Genomic DNA, 17,915 nt, shown 5'->3' on the forward strand with positions numbered 1-17,915 from the left:
AATATGGACGTTATTTATTCTTATAATCATTAAGTACAATTTCTAACGCTTTAATTACCGTTTCTTTTTCTACTTCGTTATTTTCTAGTAGATAAATTAAATCGACAGCAAGTTTAATTTCATCCGGAGCGTTATCTAAAGGACTAGGATTGGCATTTTGCTCTATTTCAATGCTGGTTTCTATTTCTTGCTTATCTGCGTTATTGTTAGTCATGTTGTTCTCGGTATGTGATTTGTTGTTCTAACCGTTTCATCGCTTCTTGGCAGCGCTGTAGGCGTTTTTCTGTTGTTAGCAGGGTTCTTTGTAATTCTTGTTGTTGTGAGAAAGAGTGGCAGTTATTTACTGCGTTTTCTTGTTCTCGCACCATTTGATTTAATCGACGATCCCATTCTTGATGCTGAGCTAAATCTTGGTACATATCACTAATTGGTTTTTTATAGCTGCCTTTAGGTCGCGGTTCATTAGAACGAATACGTTGAGTTGCAACTTCACGTTGAATGGCTTCGATTTGAGCCACTAACATTTTTGTTAGATATTCTGCACGCTGAGCGGTGAGGATATTGGCCTTTTCTTCACGTTGAATAGAGGCCAGTGTTGATTTAGTTTCGTTAATACAAGGAATAAGGTATCGGCTTCGACAGCCAAAGAGCCTCTCATCAAATAAGGGTAAGCGCTGTTCACCACGGCGACGATCGATCTCTGCTGCTGTTTTACTTAACTGTTCAAGCATAATTTCAATGGAACTGAAGTTTGTCATATTACTCTCTTAATCTAGAACCATGCATTTAGCGCGAGTTTAGCCGCTAAAATACAGACAACAGTTACAAACACTGGGCGAATAAATTTAGAACCAAATCGGATAGCAGAATGTGCGCCAATAAAAGCACCAACCATTAAACATACCCCCATGGTTAACCCCAGAGCCCAGTTAATATGACCAAGAATGGCAAAGGTAATTAGTGAGGTAAAATTACTGGTGAAGTTCATCGCTTTTGCTAAGCCTGAAGCCAATAATATATTAAGGCGGTACATTGCCATGCTACTTACTGTCCAAAATGCGCCCGTACCAGGGCCTGCAACACCATCATAAAATCCAAGAGTTAACCCCTGAATAATTTGCTGTTTTTTTAGTTTAGGCGTTTCTTCTGGCAGATGGTTTTGTTCAGAGGTTACACTTTTTGGCCAAATGGTATATAGAGCAGCTCCCAGGATAATAAGAGGTAGCCCTTTTTCTAACCATTCGGTAGCAATGTAGTTAACTAATAACGTTCCGAAAGTTGCCCCAATGAGCGTTGATATAAAAGAGGCTTTCCAAAAACTAGGGTCAAATAACTTCTTTTTAAAATAGGTAAGTGCCGCCGTTGATGAGGCGAATGTTGCCGCTAATTTATTTGTCCCTAGAGCAATATGGGGTGGCAGTCCAATAGACAATAACGCGGGTACGGTTAGCATTCCGCCGCCGCCAGCAACAGCATCAATAAATCCAGCAATAAAAGCAACCAACCCTAAAACGATTAAGGTACTTGGTTCAAGAAATTCCATATAGGCTCTTAGTTATTATTAGTATCGGTAGAATCGCACTCTGAATGTGCGACAGTTAGTAGAAACAACGTATAAATATAATGCTTTTTAGCAAATAAGAACGTTTACTCTATCACTCTCTTGAAAGGAGGTAATGCATCTAAAAGCGCTTTGCCATAACGTTTAGTTATAACGCGGCGATCAAACAGCACAACTCTACCAGAATCTTCCTCTTTACGCAGTAAGCGTCCAACAGATTGGATCAATTTTTTACTCGCTTCTGGAACGCTGATCTGCATAAATGGATTCCCCCCACGGCTTTCAATATATTCAGAATGCGCTTCTTCTACCGGAGAGGTCGGAACACCAAATGGGATCTTAGTGATAATTAAATTGGTTAACAGATTTCCGGGCAAATCCAAGCCTTCTGAAAAGCTACCTGTACCAAATAAGATACTGATTTTATTGGCCTCACAAAGCTTCTTATGCTTTTTTAGGATCTCTTGACGAGACTCTTGCCCTTGAATTAATAAACTCCAACCGTGTTTCTTGGCTATTTTTTCAATGCCTTCTGCCACCTTGTTCATTTGCCAATAAGAAGAGAACAAAACCAGACTTGAGGTTTGATCAGCAAGATAAAAAGGCAACTCTTCAATTAACAGATCTGTAAAGCCGGGCGCTGATGGCTCCATTGGTAGTTTTGGAATAACCAATTGTGCATTTTCTTGATAATTAAACGGAGAAGCCAAAGAGAGAAAACGAACGCCATCTTCCGGTTTCTCTGAAATACCCGCTTGTCTACAAAAGAATGAGTAACTATTTAGGGCACGCATAGTCGCTGAAACAATAACCGCACCTGCCGCACGACTCCAAAGGTTTTGATCTAACTGCCAGCCTACTTCTAGTGGAGAGACATTAATGACAACGTCACTTTCTCTGTCTTTGCTTTTTTCTAACCAACGAGCGAGAGGTGCTCCTTTATCACTGTTTGGTTTTGCCATTAAGAACCAGACTTGCGCTAAGTTTTCTAATCGTTGCAGATAGAAGCCGGTTTCAGTTAATACAGGTTCCGCCATTCTTGGGGCGAGTTCGCCATCCTTCATGCGTTCAGAAATTAAATCACTGATTTTAGCTAAGGCTTGATTAGCTTTAGTTGAGAGATCTTTCAAATCTTTAGCTTGATCGGCAAGCCAAGTTGGGATTTCACCATGCTCAAAACGGTAAATGCCATCGTCATTAAATAACGTTGGGTCAAATTGCTTACTTAGTTGATTTAAAGAGGGAATAAGCTCTTGTAGATTTTCGTGCAATGTATTTTGAAAGCGATTCACTCGTTTCTGATCGGCAAGATTACAGAATTTACTGACCGATTTGTTTAAAGACTCTAACCAAGAAGCGGTTCCTTTCAAATTTGCGGCAGCAGAAGAGTGCTCACGTGCCACATTAGGCAAGTGATGTGCTTCATCGAATATATAGATGGTTTGCTCAGGCTCAGAGAGAACCACGCCACCGCCCAAATCAATATCAGCCATAACAAGACTGTGATTTGCGATGACCACATCGGCTTTATCTAGATGTTCACGCGCTTTTTGGAATGGGCAGTCACGGTGCATTGGTAATCCGTTATGACAGCTGTATTTATCTGAGACAATAGTTTGCCATATAGAAGATGGAATGGTTGTGGGCCAGCTATCGCTATCTCCATCCCATTTTCCTTCAGAAAGCGCGTTATGCATTCTTCTCAAAAGATCTAAATCTTTCTTTTTAGGTTTTTCAGTAAACAAAGCGGCTTGTTTATCTTCTTCGTGATTGGTTTCTACCAATAGCGCCAGTTTATGGCTACAGCAATAACGCTGCCTTCCTTTTGCAATAATAAAAGAGAAGGGAAGCGGTGAGATCCGACGATAAAAAGGCAAGTCTTTATGACCCAGTTGCTCTTGCAGCGCGACGGTTGCCGTAGAAATAACCACTTTCTTATTATTCAGTTTGGCAAAAGGAATAACACTCAGTAGATAAGCTAAGGATTTGCCAATCCCAGTACCTGCTTCTGCCACAATCATGCGATGCGTATCACTGTATTCACCCGCAAGTGATTTAGCGATTTCTGCTACTAAATAGTTCTGTGCACGGCGAGGTATAAAGCCTGGCAATTGATCTTGTAGTGTTTTATAGCTTTCGCGAATGCAATCAGTAACCGCTTTGTTCAGCATGATGAGCTCTATTGAAGATGAAAAAACCATTGTAGCACGTGCTGTGGAGTGTGATCTCCTGCAAAGAATAGATTCTTATGTATTTGAAGTGTGACACAGATCACAATATAGAGGTGATGAATATAAAAAATCTAAATGTTAATTTTTAGATTGCGTTAAATTCATATAATTGCATTTTTATTAGATTATTATTCTTGTTTATTACAGATATTTTATTTTTATTGGTGAATTATCCTTTTTTTATACTGTATATATATTTACATTGGATTTCATTTTTATGTGTGTAATGAGTCGAATAAATCACATTGTGTCTGTAAGTTGTTGTATTTGTTGTTTTTATGTTTTTTTATAACTGGTATTTGTAGGCGTTGACATGAGTGTCAGGATTTTGCAAAGTAGTCAACGAGTTCAGAAGTGCTGATTAATCACACTGTTAGATGTGATGTTCGGTACAGAATAAAAATACAAGGAACCGGAAATCGGATTTCCAAATCTTTTAAGAAAAGGCAGTGGATTATTATGAAAAAGACTCTAGTAGCGTTATCAGTTTTAGCAGCATCAGCTGGTTCGGCGCAAGCATTTGAACTTTACAATCAGGATGGGACTACGGTAGCTGTAAAAGGTGAAGTTGATGTTTACTTACAAACATCAGAAGTCGACGTTAAAGATAACAGCAAAGATTCAACGGAAGATGTGCATATTTATACGTGGGCTTATACTCAAATCGATTTTGATCATAAAATTAATGATTCTGTAACTGCTTTTGGTTCTTTTGAAATCGAAGGTGATGGTAATTCAGCTGCTAAATTTGATGATGTAGTCGCGGGTTTTAAAGGTGATTTTGGTAAATTATCTTTAGGTGAAACGGGTTCTTCTTATGGTGCTCTAGAGAAAGCTGAAGTATCAAATGAACAAGCAGAATTTGATGTTGTATACAACTCAACAGAATCTAAGGGTAAAGGTCTTCGTTATGAAATTACTGTTCTTGACAGTTTAGCTCTTTCTGCTGATGTACAAACAGTTGCTGATGAAAAAGATGAAAATAACTATGCGGTATCTGCGGACTACACTTTTGACGATTTTTCTGTAGCAGGTGCGTATCTTAAATCGGGTACAACAGGTAAAGGTACCGGAAGTGAAATTAAAGGTGGTGATGCATTCGGTATATCTGCGTCTGCAGATATTGCTAACTTATATATAGCGGGTACGTTCACTTCTTACCATGGCCAAGGTGGTATCAATGTTTCTGGTGGTAACAATGATACAGGGACAATCAATATTGGTAACCACGAAGGTACTTCGATGGGCTTAGCTCTTGCGTACACAATGAATGATGCTCGTATTTATGGTGCTTACCATATGATTGATGCTGATAAAGATATGACAGGTAATAAGATTGATGGTGAAGGTACTAATTACTACGTTGGTGTTGATTACGCTGTAATTTCAAATTTAACGGCTTATGTTGAATACGGACAAGCTGAATTAAGTGGTAAAGATATCGTTGATGCAGATAACGGTTCTGTATCTAATGTAACGGCTGGTATCTACCTAAGCTTCTAATATTAGTCAATTCATCTGATATAATAAAGCCAGTGAATTTTCACTGGTTTTTTTGTATTAAAAGGATTTTAAATGAAATACATAGCAATATTGGCATTAACGCTTAGTAGTTCTTTTTCTGCTAATGCGGCATTATTAGACGTTGGTAATGGAATTGAAATTTCTGTTATTAATGGTGAAAAGGTTAAAGATGCAAATTCTTATGAACTGATTAAAGGCCAGAATCAGCTAGCGATACAGTTTTCTGGCAGTTTAAATAAATCTGGGAAAAGGGCGCATTTCTCAACCGTTCCATATTTAGTTGTTGTTGATGTTAAAGAGAATGATCTGAGCGTAGAGCTAGTATCAAAAAAATATAATGTTATAGATAAAAAAGTAAGTAGTGCTCAGCCTGTTTTTCAATTTATTACAGATAATGAGCCACTAAATAGTAAGCAAGTAATTTTACCTCCAGCTGATAGCTTTTTACCTTATGGGAATATTCATGAACTTGTAACTACATACAATAATGAAAGGGGATTAGTATTTGATAGCGGTAAGATCCGAGAGTTAAAAAAAGAATTAGCATCGGTTACTGAAAACACAAAATTGGAAAATAGAGAGTCGGAAAACGCCTTACAGCTTAAACTTTGGTATAGTCGAGCGAATGAAGAAGAGCGCAAGGCCTTTCAAAAGTGGATCATAGATCACAATTAATTTTTAGTCTTTCTTATAAATCCTGTCTTTTTATTCCGCTATTTGAAAAAAAATTAGCGGAATAAGCACTTTTTTTGCCTTATTTATCCCCCTCTATTTCTATTTATAAATGTTAAAGCTTAGCTCTGTGTGGTTATTGTGCATTTAGTTTTATTTATGTTTTATATCCTTTAATTACCAATGCTTATCGCGAGGTCTTGTGTTCTTTCTTGTGTTGTTATTTATGTAAATTTATATTTTTGAGTTTGAGTTTGATCACGCTTTTCGCGTTTTACTTATAACCCACAGTGTTTAGTCTCTTTATTATTTTTTACTTTCCTTGACTTTGCGCGTTGACACAATGAGGAATCTTTAGCAAAGTAGCGTCTAGAAACTAGAAACGCTAACAAGTCGCACGTTAGATGCAGCTGTAGTGTTTTTAAAATAAAGGGAACCGGAAATCGGATTTCCAATCTTTCTAAGAAAAGGCAGTGGACTTAATATTATGAAAAAGACTCTTTTAGCGCTTGCAATCGCAAGTATCTCAGCATCAGCATTTGCTGTTGATACAAGAAGTGAAAATAGCCGTAACGAAGAAATGTTCGCATTTGATTCAATGCACAAAGATCAATTCTCTGTTTCTGGTTCTGTTGGTGTAGGTGGTTACTACGATACTGCTTCTAAAGCACTTTATGATGATTGGGCAACTGGTCTAACTCTAGCAGTTAACTACCGTAACAACCGTGTTGTTGGTTACTTCGAAAGTGATTTTATGCTTAACTATTCAACAGACCCTGATGCTCAAGCTGCATCTTCTACAGATAAGCACTCAGGCCCTGCAACTGATGTTGATAAAGCATGGTTAGGTTTTGACACTGGTTACGGTATTGCGTCTTTCGGTTGGGAAAATGATACGGCTCTTGATGCAATTGATGGTGCTGGCGACAACACATACGAGTTTGGTGCTTCTGCAGGTGATGCATCTGACGCATTCAACGTAGTTAAATTCCAAGGCTCTACAAGTGGTTTCGCATACGGTGTTTCTTACTTTGAAACTAAAGATAACCACAAAGCTTCTGATACAGGTGTGAATGGATACGTTGGTATCGAGCAAGAAATCTTCAACGTATACGCTGGTTACGAAACTCGTGATTCAGATTACGATGTATACACTGTAACTGGTAACGTTAAGTTAGGTGCTGTTAAATTAGGTGCTAATTTCTGGATCGAAGAAACAGATACTAAGCTTCTAGACAAAACTAATACTGGTTACTATGTATCTGCTGGTTATGCGGTATCTGAAGATTTAACTTTAGCTGCTGGTTATGCTGCTAATACAGTAGAAAATAAAAATCTTAAAGATGAAGATGAGTCTTACATGAACGTTGCTGCTATGTACACACTAGCAAAAAATATGGACATGGGTATCGATATTAAGCAACATCTAGAAGTTCCTCATGATGGCGATAAAGAAACGTTCGTATTCGCAGCTGGTTACTACTACTTCTAATCTCTTGATTTAAAGTAAACCAAATTATTAAACCAGTCATTACGACTGGTTTTTTTTTGTCTCAATAAAATGGATAGTTGGGTAGGTTTTTTAACTTTCGCCGAGTTTAAAATTTTCTTTAAAAAAATGATCTTTTTTGTTGAAATAAAACCACAGTTTGATAATGTATTTACAAGGTTAAAAACAAAATCAATTTGTTGCTAAAGGTTTATAATTATGTGCATTCAAGGTCTGAACATTCATCATCATCACCATCATCCTGAGTAGTCTTTCGGGAGGATATGCATATCCGGGGAGGCAATTAGAATTTCCTTCCGGTGAATACAATTTCAAACCCTCGGAAGGTAAAACTTCTGAGGGTTTTTTTGTTTTATGACCAAAGAATTGAGCAATTGATAGTTAACAAAAAATTTAGAATTACATTTTTACAAGGAAGAAATTATGTCAGCACAACGTCTACGCATCGCGATTCAAAAGAAAGGTCGTTTATCTAAAGAGTGCCAAGAGCTATTTAAACGCTGTGGCATGAAATTTAACATCTCGGGTGAGCGTCTGGTTGTTCATTCTGAAAACATGCCAATAGATCTGTTATTAGTTCGTGATGACGATATTCCAAGCCTAATTATGGATGGTGTGGTTGATTTAGGTGTAATTGGTGAAAATGAATTAGAGGAAGTTCGTCTAGAGCGTAAAGCGTTGGGTGAGCCTTCAGCATTTACCGCTCTGCGTCGTTTAGACTTTGGTGGTTGTCGTTTATCTATCGCTATCGATAAAGATGAAACGTACAACGGGCCACAAGATCTCGCAGGTAAACGTATTGCAACGACTTACCCACAACTGCTTAAAAGCTTTATGGATGAGCAAGGCATTCCATTCTCTACTTGTATTCTAAACGGCTCTGTTGAAGTCGCTCCACGTGCAGGCCTCTCTGATGCCATTGCAGATCTAGTATCAACAGGTGCAACGCTTGAAGCCAATGGCTTAAAAGAAGTTGAAGTGATTTTCCGCTCTAAAGCGACGCTAATTCAACGTCAAGGTGAGTTTGATGCAGATAAAGCCGCGCTAATTGAAAAGCTACTGACACGCATGCAAGGCTGTATTCAAGCCAAAGAATCTAAGTACATCATGCTACACGCACCAACAGATAAATTAGAAGCGATTAAATCATTACTTCCAGGAGCAGAAGATCCAACAGTACTTCCGCTATCAAGTGATGGTGCAAAAGTAGCGGTTCACCTAGTCAGTACTGAAAATCTATTCTGGGAAACAATGGAACAGCTAAAAGCACTGGGTGCGAGCTCTATTCTTGTTCTTCCAATTGAGAAGATGATGGAGTAACCATTATGAAAACCCTAGTTTGGCAATCACTTAGTGACTCACAGCAAGATACCGTCTTACAGCGTCCTGCTATTACCGAAGGTGCAAATATTACCGCTGCGGTAACTAGCGTGATTAATACCGTAAAACAAGACGGTGATGCTGGTGTGTTAGCGTTGACTGAAAAGTTTGATGGTGTGAAAACTGAATCAATTCGAGTTTCTAATTCTGAGATTGAAGCGGCAAGTGAGCGTCTGTCTGAAGAGATGAAAGCAGCGCTACAACAAGCGTACAGTAACATCTCAACGTTTCACAAAGCACAAAAACCACAGCCGTTAAAAGTAGAGACGCAACCGGGTGTAGTGTGTGAACAAATTACGATGCCGATCAACAAAGTCGGTCTGTATATTCCAGGTGGCAGTGCTCCGTTACCTTCAACGGTATTAATGTTAGGTATTCCTGCTCAAATCGCGGGTTGTCATAAAGTGGTTCTATGTTCACCACCGCCAATTGCAGATGAAATTTTATACGTTGCAAAACTATGTAAAATTGATGAAGTGTATAACATTGGTGGCGCTCAAGCGGTTGCAGCTATGGCTTACGGTACAAAATCAGTGTCTAAAGTCGACAAGATCTTTGGCCCTGGTAATGCGTATGTGACGGAAGCTAAACGCCAAGTATCCAATGATTTCCGTGGTGCGGCGATCGATATGCCTGCTGGCCCATCTGAAGTGTTAGTTATTGCGGATGAAACGGCAGATCCAGACTTTATTGCCGCCGATCTTTTAAGCCAAGCTGAGCACGGTCCTGATTCACAAGTGGTTCTTGTCACACCATCTCCGATTATCGCAGATCAAGTGGCTGATGCAGTAGAGAAACAGCTAAAAGAGCTGACTCGTGCTGACATTGCACGCCAAGCGCTAGGTTCAAGTTTATTGATTATTGCAGAGTCTCTAACTCAATGCGTTTCAATCTCAAATTTCTATGGTCCTGAGCACTTAATTGTTCAAACCAAAAATCCACGCGAATTGCTGCCGCTTCTTGATAATGCAGGTTCAATCTTTTTAGGGGATTACTCACCAGAATCCGCAGGGGATTACGCTTCAGGCACCAATCATGTACTACCAACCTATGGTTATACAAAAACTTACTCAAGTTTAGGGTTAGCTGATTTTTCTAAACGCATGACAGTACAAGAACTCACTGCGGATGGTTTAAAAGGGTTAGCGCCTACAGTGGTAACAATGGCGGATGCAGAAGGACTTGATGCACACAAACGAGCGGTTACAATCAGAATTGAAAAATTAGCTAAGTTAGACGCTAATAAGCTAGATACGAATCAATAGGAATTCATGATGGAAAAGTTAGCCAGAAAACAAGTGCAAGCATTAACGCCTTATCTCTCAGCCCGTCGCATTGGCGGCACAGGGGATGTGTGGTTAAACGCTAATGAATCCCCATTTGATAATGAATACAAATTCAATTTTGCACGCCTTAACCGTTACAGTGAATGTCAGCCACCAGAGTTGCTCAATGCTTATGCCACTTATGCAAAAGTAAAACCAGAGCAAGTGCTAACGTCACGCGGTGCTGATGAAGGCATTGAGTTATTAGTTCGTACGTTCTGTGAGCCAAATGAAGACGCAATTCTATATTGTCCACCCACTTATGGCATGTATTCAATCAGCGCTGAAACCATTGGTGTAGAGACTAAAACGGTGCCACTTACTTCTGATTGGCAGCTAGATCTTCCTGCAATAGAAGCAAGCTTAGAAAACGTCAAAGTTGTGTTTGTGTGTAGTCCAAATAACCCAACGGGCAACATTGTTAATCGTAAAGACATTCTTTCACTGCTTGAGATGACAAAAGATCGTGCCATTGTCGTAATGGATGAAGCTTACATCGATTTTTGTATGGAGAAGTCTACGGTCGATTTACTGGCTGATTATCCACACCTAGCTATCTTGCGTACGTTGTCAAAAGCCTTTGCATTGGCTGGCTTACGTTGTGGTTTTACATTAGCAAATGAAGAACTGATTAATGTATTACTTAAAGTGATTGCGCCATATCCAGTGCCAGTGCCTGTGGCTGAAATTGCGACTCAAGCCTTATCAGAAGCTGGTTTAGCTCGCATGAAATACCAAATGCTTGATTTAAGTGCTAACCGTGCTTATTTACACGCAGGATTAATGGTATTGAATGGTGTTACTGTGCATGAAGGTTGGGGTAACTACTTATTAGTGCAGTTCTCTGATGGCGATGCAATATTTAAAGCAGCATGGGATCACGGCATTATTTTACGTAACTCTCCAATTAAAGATTGTGTGCGTATCAGTGTGGGTAACCGCGAAGAGTGTGAGAAAACACTTGGATTTATTCGTAACCAATTAGTGTAATTTTACCCCCAAGCTTAGGAATAAGGCTTGGGGCTTATTAAGAAGAATTAAAAGGACGTTCCTGTGAGCAAACAGCAAAAGATTTTATTTATCGACCGCGATGGCACCTTAATTGTTGAGCCGCCTGTTGATTTTCAAGTAGACCGTTTAGATAAGCTAAAATTTGAGCCTCTGGTTATTCCATCTCTACTTTCTCTTCAAGATGCTGGTTATCGTTTAGTGATGGTAACCAACCAAGATGGTTTAGGGACAGATAGCTACCCACAAGATGAGTTTGATGCGCCACACACTATGATGATGGCGTTTTTTGAATCTCAAGGCGTTAAATTTGACGATGTTCTTATCTGTCCTCACTTTGAAGAAGATAACTGCTCATGCCGCAAGCCAAAGTTAGGTATGGTTAAAGAATACCTTCAAGGCGGAAAAGTCGATTTTCAACACTCAGTCGTGATTGGTGACCGCCAAACGGATCTTCAACTAGCAGAGAACATGGCAATTCGCGGTATTCAATACCATCCTGAGACAATGAACTGGCCTGCGATCTTAAAAGATCTGACCGTAAATGCACGCACTGCAGAAGTGATCCGCACAACTAAAGAAACGGACATTAAAGTGTTTGTTAATTTGGATGAGCAGGGCGGAAATGAGATCAGTACTGGTCTTGGTTTCTTTGATCACATGCTTGATCAAATTGCTACGCACGGTGGCTTCCAAATGAAGATCAATGTAGAGGGCGACTTACACATTGATGATCACCACACCATTGAAGATACGGCTCTTGCGCTGGGCGAAGCCTTAAAAGAAGCCTTAGGTGACAAACGTGGCATTGGTCGCTTTGGTTTTAGTTTACCAATGGATGAGTGTTTAGCTCAATGTGCGTTAGATTTATCCGGTCGACCATATCTGAAGTTTGATGCCAAATTTAGTCGTGACCAAGTGGGTGATTTATCAACAGAAATGGTGGTTCACTTCTTCCGTTCATTAACCGATACCCTTGCTTGTACATTACACCTTTCTTCTGCCGGTCATAATGATCACCACATTATTGAAAGCCTATTTAAAGCGTTTGGTCGTACATTACGCCAAGCGATTAAAGTGGAAGGTAATGAACTGCCAAGCTCAAAAGGCGTATTGTAGGAGTGACTATGACAAAGCAAAATGTCGTTATTATTGATACAGGTTGTTCTAACGTATCGTCAGTGAGATTTGCGATTGAGCGTTTGGGTTATGACGTTACGATAAGCCGTGATCCGCAAGTGGTATTAGCGGCAGATAAGCTGTTTTTACCGGGTGTTGGCACAGCAAGTGAAGCGATGAAAAACTTAGCTGAGCGTGATCTCATTGAGTTGGTTAAACAAGTTGAAAAGCCGCTGTTGGGTATCTGTTTAGGTATGCAACTTTTGGGCAAGCTTTCCGAAGAGAAAGGCCAAAAGGCAGATCAAATTGTGGATTGTTTAGGTTTGTGTGATGGCGAAGTTCGTAAACTACAAACGGGTGATTTACCACTGCCTCACATGGGATGGAACACCATTAAACCTATTGAAGGTAATCCGCTGTTTAAAGACATTCCAGAAAATAGTTACTTTTACTTTGTACACAGCTTTGGCATGCAAGTGGGTGATTACACCATTGCTTCTTGTGACTATGGACAACCGTTTACTGCTGCATTACAAATGGGTAATTATTACGGTGTTCAGTTTCACCCAGAGCGCTCAAGTAAAGTGGGTTCAAAGCTTATTCAGAACTTTTTGGAGTTGTAAGAAAAGCAGGGTTCAGAATAGAAAGAGTTCAGATCGGTCGCAAGCTCCCTTGCAGAGTTCAGAGGAAGGTGAGGTGATAATCAATGTTATAGCGGCTTTTCTGAATTCTTTAAGCGAAGCGATCTGAACTCTATTACTCTGAAAGTACAGTATTGATAGCGTAAATAAAAATTAGGAACTCACCGTAAAGTGAGACGTAAAAGGATATTTATGATCATTCCAGCATTAGATTTAATTGAAGGCCAAGTAGTTCGTCTTTTCCAAGGTGACTACGGGCAAGTAACAGAATACAAAGTTGATCCGGCTGAGCAGTTCAATCTGTATCACCAAGCAGGTGCAAACTGGCTACACCTTGTCGATTTAACGGGGGCAAAAGACACAACGGCGCGTCAATTGGACTTAATTTCTCGTTTGTTAGCAAGTACCCCTGCTAATATCCAAATTGGTGGTGGTGTACGTAACGAAGCAGATGTTCAAGATCTATTAAACGCCGGTGCACAACGTGTGGTTGTTGGTTCAACAGCAGTAAAGCAACCAGAATTAGTTAAAGGTTGGATGGAAAAATACGGTGCTGAAAAAATCGTATTAGCACTAGATATTAACATTGATGAAAACGGCACGCGTAACGTGGCTATTTCAGGTTGGCAAGAAGACTCAGGCGTGACGATTGAAGCGCTGCTTGACGATTACCTAACGGTTGGTCTTAAGCACGTGTTATGTACTGACATATCACGCGATGGTACGTTACAAGGCTCGAATGTAGAACTGTACGTAGACCTATGTAAACAGTACCCACAAGTGCAATTCCAATCATCAGGTGGCATAGGGTCATTAGATGATATTGCAGCGTTAAAAGGCTCTGGTGTTGCAGGTGTGATTGTTGGTCGAGCACTGCTTGATGGTAAGTTCACCGCAGAGGAGGCATTCCAATGTTGGCAAAGCGAATAGTTCCTTGTCTTGATGTAAAAGATGGGCAAGTGGTCAAAGGCGTTCAATTTCGTAATCATGAGATCATTGGTGATATTGTTCCGTTAGCACAGCGTTATGCAGAAGAAGGTGCGGATGAGTTGGTATTTTATGATATTACCGCATCAAGTGATGGCCGCGTAGTAGATAAAAGCTGGGTTGCACGTGTCGCTGAGGTGATTGATATTCCATTCTGTGTCGCGGGTGGTATTAAGACCGCCGAAGATGCCGCAAAGATTTTAGAGTTTGGTGCTGATAAAGTATCAATTAACTCACCTGCACTGGCGAATCCAGAGCTGATCACAGAGCTTGCGGATAAATTTGGTGTTCAGTGTATCGTGGTAGGTATTGATTCTTATTTTGATAAAGAAACGGGTAAATACCAAGTTTATCAATTTACTGGTGATGAAGAGCGTACCAAAGCAACCAAATGGGAAACCAAAGATTGGGTGCAAGAAGTTCAAAAACGTGGAGCAGGCGAAATCGTATTAAACATGATGAACCAAGATGGTGTTCGTAATGGTTACGATTTAGAACAATTGAACATGGTACGAGAAGTGTGCCATGTTCCATTAATTGCGTCAGGTGGTGCCGGTGAAATGGTTCACTTTGCGGATGCTTATAAGAAAACCAATGTTGATGGTGCGTTAGCAGCGTCAGTATTTCATAAACAAATCATCAATATTGGTGAGTTGAAAGAATATTTAGCCGAACAGGATGTAGAGGTGCGCCGATGAGCCAACAAGAACTAGCAACACGAATTGATTGGGAAAAAGTGGATGGTTTAGTGCCTGCTATTATTCAAGATTTTGCTTCAAGCCAAGTCTTGATGATGGGTTACATGAACCAAGAAGCCTTGGCGAAAACGCTAGAGACAGAAAAAGTCACGTTTTTTTCTCGTACTAAAAACCGTTTATGGACCAAAGGTGAAGAGTCTGGCAACAGCTTGAACTTAGTTAATATTTCACTGGATTGCGATAACGATACACTGCTTATTAAAGTAAACCCCGTGGGTCCAACGTGTCATACCGGAACCACTACCTGTTGGGATGGTGATAAAACCGAAGAAACGCAATTGGTGTGGCTTCATCAGTTGGAACCGCTACTTGCCGAGCGTAAGAATGCTGATCCTGATTCCTCTTACACAGCAAGTCTCTATGCCCGTGGCACCAAACGTATTTCGCAGAAAGTGGGTGAAGAAGGCGTTGAAGTCGCGCTTGCAGCGACGTCGGGTGACAAGGCGGAGCTAGTGTGTGAATCAGCCGATTTAATGTATCACTTGTTTGTTCTGCTTCAAGATCAAGGCCTATCGTTCGATGATGTGATTAATAAACTAAAAGAACGTCATAAGTAAGCCTCTTTAATTATAAATAATAACTCAACGCCGATCATCAGATCGGCGTTTTTATTGGAATTGAGATACCATCCTCGCTATACTCTGCGCTCAATTTTAGGAGCGCCAATGTTCGATATCCTTTATCAAAATTCAGATTTTCTTGTTATAAATAAGCACCCAAACATCAGTGTTCATAAAGACGATGGTGAAACCTCATTATTGATTGAGTTAGCTAAAGTTACTGGTGATAAACAGCTTTATTTAATTCATCGTTTAGACAAGATGACATCAGGGCTATTGCTTATTGGTCGTAATCAGTCTGCTGCAAGTGAATTATCACAGTTATTTGCAAAGCGTTTAGTTGAAAAATACTACCTTGCTATCGGTGATAAAAAGCCTAAGAAAAAACAAGGTTTGGTTATTGGCGATATGGAACGTTCACGTCGAGCGTCATGGAAGCTGATTAACAGTAAAGAGAACCCTGCGATTACTCAGTTTTTCTCAACGGCTGCACATAATGGTAATCGCCTGTTTTTATGTAAACCTCATACAGGTAAAACTCATCAAATTCGAGTCGCATTAAAGAGTGTTGGTTCAGGCATACTAGGCGATTCAATTTACAGCTCATCTAAAGCTGATCGCGGTTATCTTCATGCGTATGCTTTACGCTTTACTTATCAAGAGCAAGCGTTTGAATTTGTTGAAACACCAAAGCAAGGCGATGAGTGGCAAGATGACACCATTCAAGCAGGATTAGCGCAGTGGCAAACACCGTGGACATTAACTTGGCCAGAGATTAAGAAGAAATCATGAAGATAGAAGCATTAGATACCTTATTTACCCATTTAGAAGCACAGTTAGCAACCCCACAGAATGAGCTTCGACGTTTATTTCATGGCCGAGGTCAGTGCTTTGAAGGCTTAGAACAACTTACCGTTGACTGGCTTCAAGGTCAGGGTTCTCAAAGTCAGAGCTCTCAAGGCCAACTAGTGGTGGCGTTATTTAAAGAGCAAGAACCTACTTTTGTTGAAGCTTTAGAATCAAAGCTGAACGCATTTGCTGGATCTGATACATGGAAAAATGCTAAAGGCCAAGCCATTTTATTGCAACATCGTTATCAAGAATTAGCACCGACTCAAGTGGTGTGGGGCAATGAAGAGACTTTCCCAGTTGCGATTGAAAATGGCCTAAAATATCAGTTAGAGCTTAAAAAGAACCAGAACATGGGGCTATTTTTAGATATGCGCTATGGTCGTAAATGGGTTCAAGCGCACAGTGAAGGCAAATCAGTATTAAACTTGTTTGCATATACGTGTGGCTTTTCTGTTGCTGCGATTGCGGGTGGCGCGACTCAAGTGGTTAATTTAGATATGGCGAAAGGGCCGTTGAGTCGTGGTCGTGATAACCATCGTTTAAATGAGCATGACCTGTCTAAAGTTAAATTCTTGGGTCATGATATTTTTAAGTCGTGGGGTAAGATTAAGAAATTAGGCTTGTATGATTTGATCATCATAGATCCGCCAAGTTTCCAAAAAGGCAGCTTTGCACTGACCAAAGATTACCAAAAGATCTTACGCCGTTTACCAAGTTTATTGAGTGACACCGGTGAAGTATTAGCTTGTGTGAATTCGCCAGCAGTATCAACTGACTTCCTGATTGATGGTATGGCTGAAGAAGCGCCAGAGCTGAAGTTCGTAGAGCGTTTAGATAACCCGCCAGAATTTGCAGATATTAATCCTGAAAGCGGCTTAAAAGTGATGCGTTTTACACGCTAGATCAGTAATTAGCTGCATTGGTATTACAATATTAGCCATGCCCATTTAGAAAAAAGCCCTCTCACTTACACTCAGTGAGAGGGCTTTGTATTTAAAGTTATTACTTGTCGTTCAGTTATTCTCTATCTAAACAAGATTGCTCTGTGACTAAAATATCATTCTGTTTTTGGCCACGAGAATTACGAATAAGATAACGATATGAAACGCCTTTTTCTAGTACCGGACGGATTTCTTGGTCTTTGCAGTAAGTCGTGATGCTGTTCTCGATAATTTGCGTGGTACTAACCTCGCCATTACCGCCATCTAAAAATACCATTTCAACCACACCTTGCTTCTCTTTTACTTGAATTAAGGTGAGTTGTCCCATCTCTAATGGAAGAGTACTAGCAAGAATACTGGCGCGATAATCGGCCAACATTTCTATTTTTTGTTGCTGTTCGTTAGAAGCACAACCTGAAAGCAGAATAGCGCTTAACGCAGTAAGAATAAGTATTTTCATTGTGATTCTTTTTAGTTAAATACAAGTGAGTTATGAACATGAATAGAGTAATGGATCATGTTTAAACAGGAAATTAAGCAGGAAGCACTTTTTTAAATGGTTTCACGATGACATTCGCATAAACCCCAGCATCAATATATGGGTCGTTATTTGCCCATTCTTTAGCTGCATCGAGTGAATCAAATTCTGCAATAACGGTGGAGCCAGTAAAGCCTGCTTCACCCGGGTTTTCTGAATCGATTGCTGGCATTGGACCTGCTACTAATAAACGACCTTCATTTTGTAGTAGGGTAAGACGTTCTAGATGTTTTTCACGAACACTTAAACGACGTTCTAAACTGTTTTCAACATCTTGAGAAAAAATTACATACCACATAGTTGAGTCC

At 40.0% G+C, this 17,915-nt stretch carries 19 protein-coding genes and 1 other annotated feature; of the genes, 13 read left to right on the forward strand and 6 right to left on the reverse strand.

The genetic code is table 11. The features are described 5' to 3' along the window. Positions 1-10: 10 nt before the first annotated feature. The 4 genes from rsmS to dinG form a co-directional block, all read right to left on the reverse strand. Positions 11-166: a pleiotropic regulatory protein RsmS gene (gene rsmS, locus PVK62_RS03035; RefSeq protein ID WP_443111755.1), complete on the reverse strand. Its 156-nt coding sequence runs from the start codon at positions 164-166 to the stop codon at positions 11-13. A 40-nt stretch (positions 167-206) separates the two neighbouring features. Next, positions 207-758 carry a primosomal replication protein gene (locus tag PVK62_RS03040; RefSeq protein WP_274443330.1) on the reverse strand — a complete coding sequence of 184 codons (552 nt, stop codon included), beginning with the start codon at positions 756-758 and terminating at the stop codon, positions 207-209. 14 nt (positions 759-772) lie between these two features. Next, positions 773-1,543 (reverse strand): TSUP family transporter, encoded by a 771-nt coding sequence (locus PVK62_RS03045; protein ID WP_274443329.1) that lies wholly within the window; start codon positions 1,541-1,543, stop codon positions 773-775. 104 nt (positions 1,544-1,647) lie between these two features. Then, entirely contained in the window at positions 1,648-3,732 is a 2,085-nt protein-coding gene (gene dinG, locus PVK62_RS03050) for an ATP-dependent DNA helicase DinG (RefSeq protein WP_274443328.1), read from the reverse strand. Positions 3,733-4,251: 519 nt separating this feature from the next. Between dinG and PVK62_RS03055 the strand changes: the two genes are divergently transcribed. From PVK62_RS03055 to PVK62_RS03115, 13 genes are all read left to right on the forward strand, one after another. Continuing rightward, a complete protein-coding gene (locus PVK62_RS03055; RefSeq protein WP_274443327.1) occupies positions 4,252-5,295 on the forward strand; it encodes a porin in 1,044 nt (347 codons plus the stop codon). 72 nt (positions 5,296-5,367) lie between these two features. Then, positions 5,368-5,991, forward strand: coding sequence for a DUF2057 family protein (locus tag PVK62_RS03060; protein WP_274443326.1), 624 nt, complete (start codon positions 5,368-5,370; stop codon positions 5,989-5,991). A gap of 484 nt (positions 5,992-6,475) precedes the next feature. Next, positions 6,476-7,480 carry a porin gene (locus PVK62_RS03065; protein WP_274449334.1) on the forward strand — a complete coding sequence of 335 codons (1,005 nt, stop codon included), beginning with the start codon at positions 6,476-6,478 and terminating at the stop codon, positions 7,478-7,480. Positions 7,481-7,722: 242 nt separating this feature from the next. Further along, positions 7,723-7,849 (forward strand) — a sequence feature (His leader region). Between the two features lie 72 nt (positions 7,850-7,921). Next, on the forward strand, positions 7,922-8,818 hold the full coding sequence (gene hisG / locus PVK62_RS03070) for an ATP phosphoribosyltransferase (RefSeq protein ID WP_274443324.1): 897 nt from the start codon (positions 7,922-7,924) through the stop codon (positions 8,816-8,818). A gap of 5 nt (positions 8,819-8,823) precedes the next feature. Further along, positions 8,824-10,143: a histidinol dehydrogenase gene (gene hisD, locus PVK62_RS03075; RefSeq protein ID WP_274443323.1), complete on the forward strand. Its 1,320-nt coding sequence runs from the start codon at positions 8,824-8,826 to the stop codon at positions 10,141-10,143. Between the two features lie 9 nt (positions 10,144-10,152). Then, the gene (gene hisC, locus PVK62_RS03080) at positions 10,153-11,193 is read left to right on the forward strand and encodes a histidinol-phosphate transaminase (protein ID WP_274443427.1); all 1,041 of its coding nucleotides are present in this window, start codon (positions 10,153-10,155) and stop codon (positions 11,191-11,193) included. Positions 11,194-11,256: 63 nt separating this feature from the next. Then, the gene (hisB, locus tag PVK62_RS03085; protein ID WP_274443322.1) at positions 11,257-12,330 is read left to right on the forward strand and encodes a bifunctional histidinol-phosphatase/imidazoleglycerol-phosphate dehydratase HisB; all 1,074 of its coding nucleotides are present in this window, start codon (positions 11,257-11,259) and stop codon (positions 12,328-12,330) included. Between the two features lie 8 nt (positions 12,331-12,338). Beyond that, positions 12,339-12,953, forward strand: a complete 615-nt coding sequence (hisH, locus tag PVK62_RS03090; RefSeq protein WP_274443321.1) for an imidazole glycerol phosphate synthase subunit HisH — start codon at positions 12,339-12,341, stop codon at positions 12,951-12,953. A gap of 210 nt (positions 12,954-13,163) precedes the next feature. Then, a complete protein-coding gene (gene hisA / locus PVK62_RS03095; protein WP_274443319.1) occupies positions 13,164-13,901 on the forward strand; it encodes a 1-(5-phosphoribosyl)-5-[(5-phosphoribosylamino)methylideneamino]imidazole-4-carboxamide isomerase in 738 nt (245 codons plus the stop codon). Then, on the forward strand, positions 13,883-14,656 hold the full coding sequence (gene hisF, locus PVK62_RS03100) for an imidazole glycerol phosphate synthase subunit HisF (protein WP_274443318.1): 774 nt from the start codon (positions 13,883-13,885) through the stop codon (positions 14,654-14,656). Before hisA ends, hisF begins: the two co-directional genes overlap by 19 nt. Then, complete coding sequence (hisIE, locus tag PVK62_RS03105; protein WP_274443316.1) at positions 14,653-15,273, forward strand: bifunctional phosphoribosyl-AMP cyclohydrolase/phosphoribosyl-ATP diphosphatase HisIE; 621 nt, start codon at positions 14,653-14,655, stop codon at positions 15,271-15,273. Before hisF ends, hisIE begins: the two co-directional genes overlap by 4 nt. Positions 15,274-15,381: 108 nt before the next feature. Then, a complete protein-coding gene (locus tag PVK62_RS03110; protein WP_274443315.1) occupies positions 15,382-16,068 on the forward strand; it encodes a TIGR01621 family pseudouridine synthase in 687 nt (228 codons plus the stop codon). Next, positions 16,065-17,030, forward strand: coding sequence for a class I SAM-dependent methyltransferase (locus PVK62_RS03115; RefSeq protein ID WP_274443314.1), 966 nt, complete (start codon positions 16,065-16,067; stop codon positions 17,028-17,030). The genes PVK62_RS03110 and PVK62_RS03115 overlap by 4 nt, the downstream gene beginning before the upstream one ends. Before the next feature lie 115 nt (positions 17,031-17,145). On the opposite strand, the gene PVK62_RS03120 is transcribed toward PVK62_RS03115, so the two are convergent. Then, on the reverse strand, positions 17,146-17,529 hold the full coding sequence (locus tag PVK62_RS03120) for a GspS/AspS pilotin family protein (protein WP_274443313.1): 384 nt from the start codon (positions 17,527-17,529) through the stop codon (positions 17,146-17,148). Between the two features lie 73 nt (positions 17,530-17,602). Beyond that, positions 17,603-17,905, reverse strand: a complete 303-nt coding sequence (locus tag PVK62_RS03125; protein ID WP_274443312.1) for a YciI family protein — start codon at positions 17,903-17,905, stop codon at positions 17,603-17,605. Positions 17,906-17,915: the final 10 nt, after the last annotated feature.

The sequence above is a fragment of the Aliivibrio sp. S3MY1 genome, from assembly GCF_028765575.1.
Lineage (GTDB): Bacteria > Pseudomonadota > Gammaproteobacteria > Enterobacterales > Vibrionaceae > Aliivibrio.